Here is a 2772-nt window from a genome sequence, read left to right as displayed (position 1 = left end):
CTTCAAGGATCACGACCGGCGAGCTTAAGCGGTAGATTCCGTGCGAACCGGCGAACGGGCCGCCGTGGCTCTCGTACTCGGTTTCAATGGCGAACCCGAGCTTGCGCAGCTTGTGCGTGTAGTCTGACCATCGAGGCCCGGGATGCGTGATTGGTGTACAGCCACTTTGACCGGCTTTGACCAACTCGCGCATTGCCCAAGCTACGCGCCCGTCCAGTCGGATCGGATTTCCATCCGGCTCGACCTTGACGATGATGCTGAATTTGTTCGCGCTCTTAACAGAGTTTGCATTAACGCGACTCGCGTCGACTGCTATGAGGGGCATGTCATTCTTCCTTTTCCGATTTAGGTCCGCGATTGGAGGAGTGATTTTGAGGTAGGAAAGTAGGCGGCTGCTTTGGCGAGGAGACCGCTTACTTTCCGGCTTCATTGGCCGTCGCTCCTTTCGGAAGAGCATCGAGCCAGGCTTGCGCATCATCTTTGCGGATCAGGGTCTTCCGTCCTGCCTTGCGGTAAGGCAAGCGACCGGATTTCAGCTCTTCATAGAGCAACGAGCGACCGACGCCGAAAGCAGCGCAAAATCCCGAAACAGTAAATGCGTTTGGGCTTACTTCCATTTCAGTTCCTTCCTTTGGTTCGCGCCAAACAGACGCGGGTGATTTGTTACGGATTCTAGCGGATTTCGAGTCCCTCTGCACACCCTGGAGAGTGTTATCCCGAGGGATTTTGTACCCCTTTCATTCCAATGACTTAGCTGGTGTTTATCCACAGGTTGCCCACAGAGATGTTCAGCGTTCGTTCCCGTTCGACAGTAAAGCGAACGACATCCGGTAAAACGAGCCGCTGGTTTCTCTGGGGGTAAGGGACAGGAAAAACAGCAGGGCGCAGGCCTCTCTAGGAGAGGCTCTGCAAGCGTGGCACGGCAGAAAGCCGGGCCGGTCCCTCAAAACTGATTTTTTCCGAGTTCAACAGAACGATGTGAATCTCGGCGATTTGCCGCGTTTAGTCAATGGCATGCACGAGCGGATACCAACGTTATCTTACGACACGTAGATTACCCCGAGCCGCAGGCGCATTCAGATAGTTCGCCCAAGCAGACATCAGTTTGCGGCGCTTCTCCAATGCGTCCGACCGACGATAGGCATTCTCGACAGCATCGCCGACCTTGTGGGCAAGAGCAGCTTCCGCGACCTCGCGCGGGAAACTGGTCTCATCCCCGGCCCAATCTCGGAAGGCTGACCGGAAACCATGCGGCGTGTATTGCCCGACTTCCATGCGCCGCATCTGCATCGTCATCGCCATCACCGACAGCGGCATATCAACCGGCCGCTTGCTCTCCCCTGGGAAGACATAGTCCGACACGCGCGCATCGTAGAGCGGCGTCAGGATAGCCAGGGCGGCATCAGTCAGCGGCACCCTATGAAGGACGCCGGCCTTCATGCGATCAGCCGGCACAGTCCAGACCTTCTCGTCCAGATCGAGTTCGGGCCACTTGGCGCCTAACACTTCGCCAGAGCGCGCAGCCGTCAGGATGAGAAAGTCCATCGCCTTCGCCGACATAGCCTCAGACGCCCGCAGGCGCTTCACAAACGCCGGCACGTCCGCGTATGGCATAGCGGCATGGTGGCCGCGTGAAAGCTTCTTGCCCTTAGCCAGGAGGTGTTGCAGGTGACCGCGCCACAAGGCCGGGTTTTCTCCCGATCGATGACCTGCAGCTTTCGCCGCATCCAAGACCCGCTCAATCCGACCGCGCAGCCGTTGCGCCGTTTCCGGCTTCTCGAACCAGATCGGCTTCAGGATCTCCAGAATGTCGGCCGTGTCCACCTCGTCCACAGGCTTCTTGCGGATCGATTTGCAGTAGGCATCGCCGAGGGTCATTTCCCACTGTGCCTTGTGCTTGGCATTGCGCCAGCCCTTGCCGACAGCAGCGATCAGGTCTTCGGCGCATTTCGCGAATGTCGGCTTTTCGGTCTTGGCTTCCGTGTCGATCGGGTCAAGGCCACGGCGCAGGCGGTCCCGGCAGTCGGTGGCGGCAATGCGCGCATCCTTCAAAGATACGGAAGGGTAAGAGCCGAGGCCAACTTCCTTCCACTGACGGCCCTTTCCAGAGCCCTTGAAGTGGACGAAGGTCCAGGACTTGGTGCCTTCCTTCTTCGCCAACAAATAGAGCCCGCCGCCGTCGCTATGCCGCCCTGCCTTCAGGCCTTTGGCGCGGATGGTCGTTTCGGCCAGCAAGTTGAGTGAGCGAACCATTCCCTGCAACTCCGTTCCTAACTTCGATGCACGATGTTAGCGGATTTGACCGGACTACTGCAAACGCAGAACGCCGAAAGGCCAAGGGAATCAACGGGTTTTTGGTATATTAGCGGACGATGGCGGACTTAGGTTTAGAAGACACTTCCTCCGCCAGACGTCGAAGGTCCGTTCCGGAGACATGGGTAGCAGTTTGTACCTAAGACATGATGACAACCGCGTGCTTGACGGGTTGTCGATTGGTTGCAAGGTCCTCTGTTCCAGTCGATATGTCCGAACTGCGAGTCATCGTCTCGATCAGAGCGCCCGGTTGCGTCAGGCTCACTTTGAAGTTCGGATGGATGACTGTTATTTCCTCTCGGGAGCGCTCCGCCGAACATCTCCATGGTCCTTTCAATGAGGCGATAGATAGTCAGGCTGCGCCGGCTGCAGTTGCGGTCAATGGCTGGAGGAAGTGATCGTTGATGACACCGGCCGCCCCTGCATTCAGGCATGGGCGGCCGTCTTGTGGAGCGGGAT

Annotated in this window: 3 protein-coding genes; all 3 read right to left on the bottom strand. The window is 57.8% G+C overall.

The genetic code is table 11. The annotated features are described in order from the left end of the window. A partial coding sequence (locus tag EN893_RS27600; RefSeq protein WP_128361936.1) for a hypothetical protein occupies positions 1-325 on the bottom strand: 325 nt, incomplete at its 3' end. Positions 326-413: 88 nt separating this feature from the next. Next, positions 414-617: an excisionase family DNA-binding protein gene (locus EN893_RS27595; protein WP_127268280.1), complete on the bottom strand. Its 204-nt coding sequence runs from the start codon at positions 615-617 to the stop codon at positions 414-416. Between the two features lie 418 nt (positions 618-1035). Continuing rightward, positions 1036-2253: a site-specific integrase gene (locus tag EN893_RS27590; protein ID WP_127268279.1), complete on the bottom strand. Its 1218-nt coding sequence runs from the start codon at positions 2251-2253 to the stop codon at positions 1036-1038. Between the last annotated feature and the right edge of the window lie 519 nt (positions 2254-2772).

The sequence above is a fragment of the Mesorhizobium sp. M7A.F.Ca.CA.004.04.2.1 genome (assembly GCF_004022825.1).
In the GTDB taxonomy this organism is placed as follows: Bacteria; Pseudomonadota; Alphaproteobacteria; order Rhizobiales; family Rhizobiaceae; genus Mesorhizobium.
Note: the sequence above shows the minus strand (reverse complement) of the source record. Positions and strands in the feature narration are given on the sequence as shown.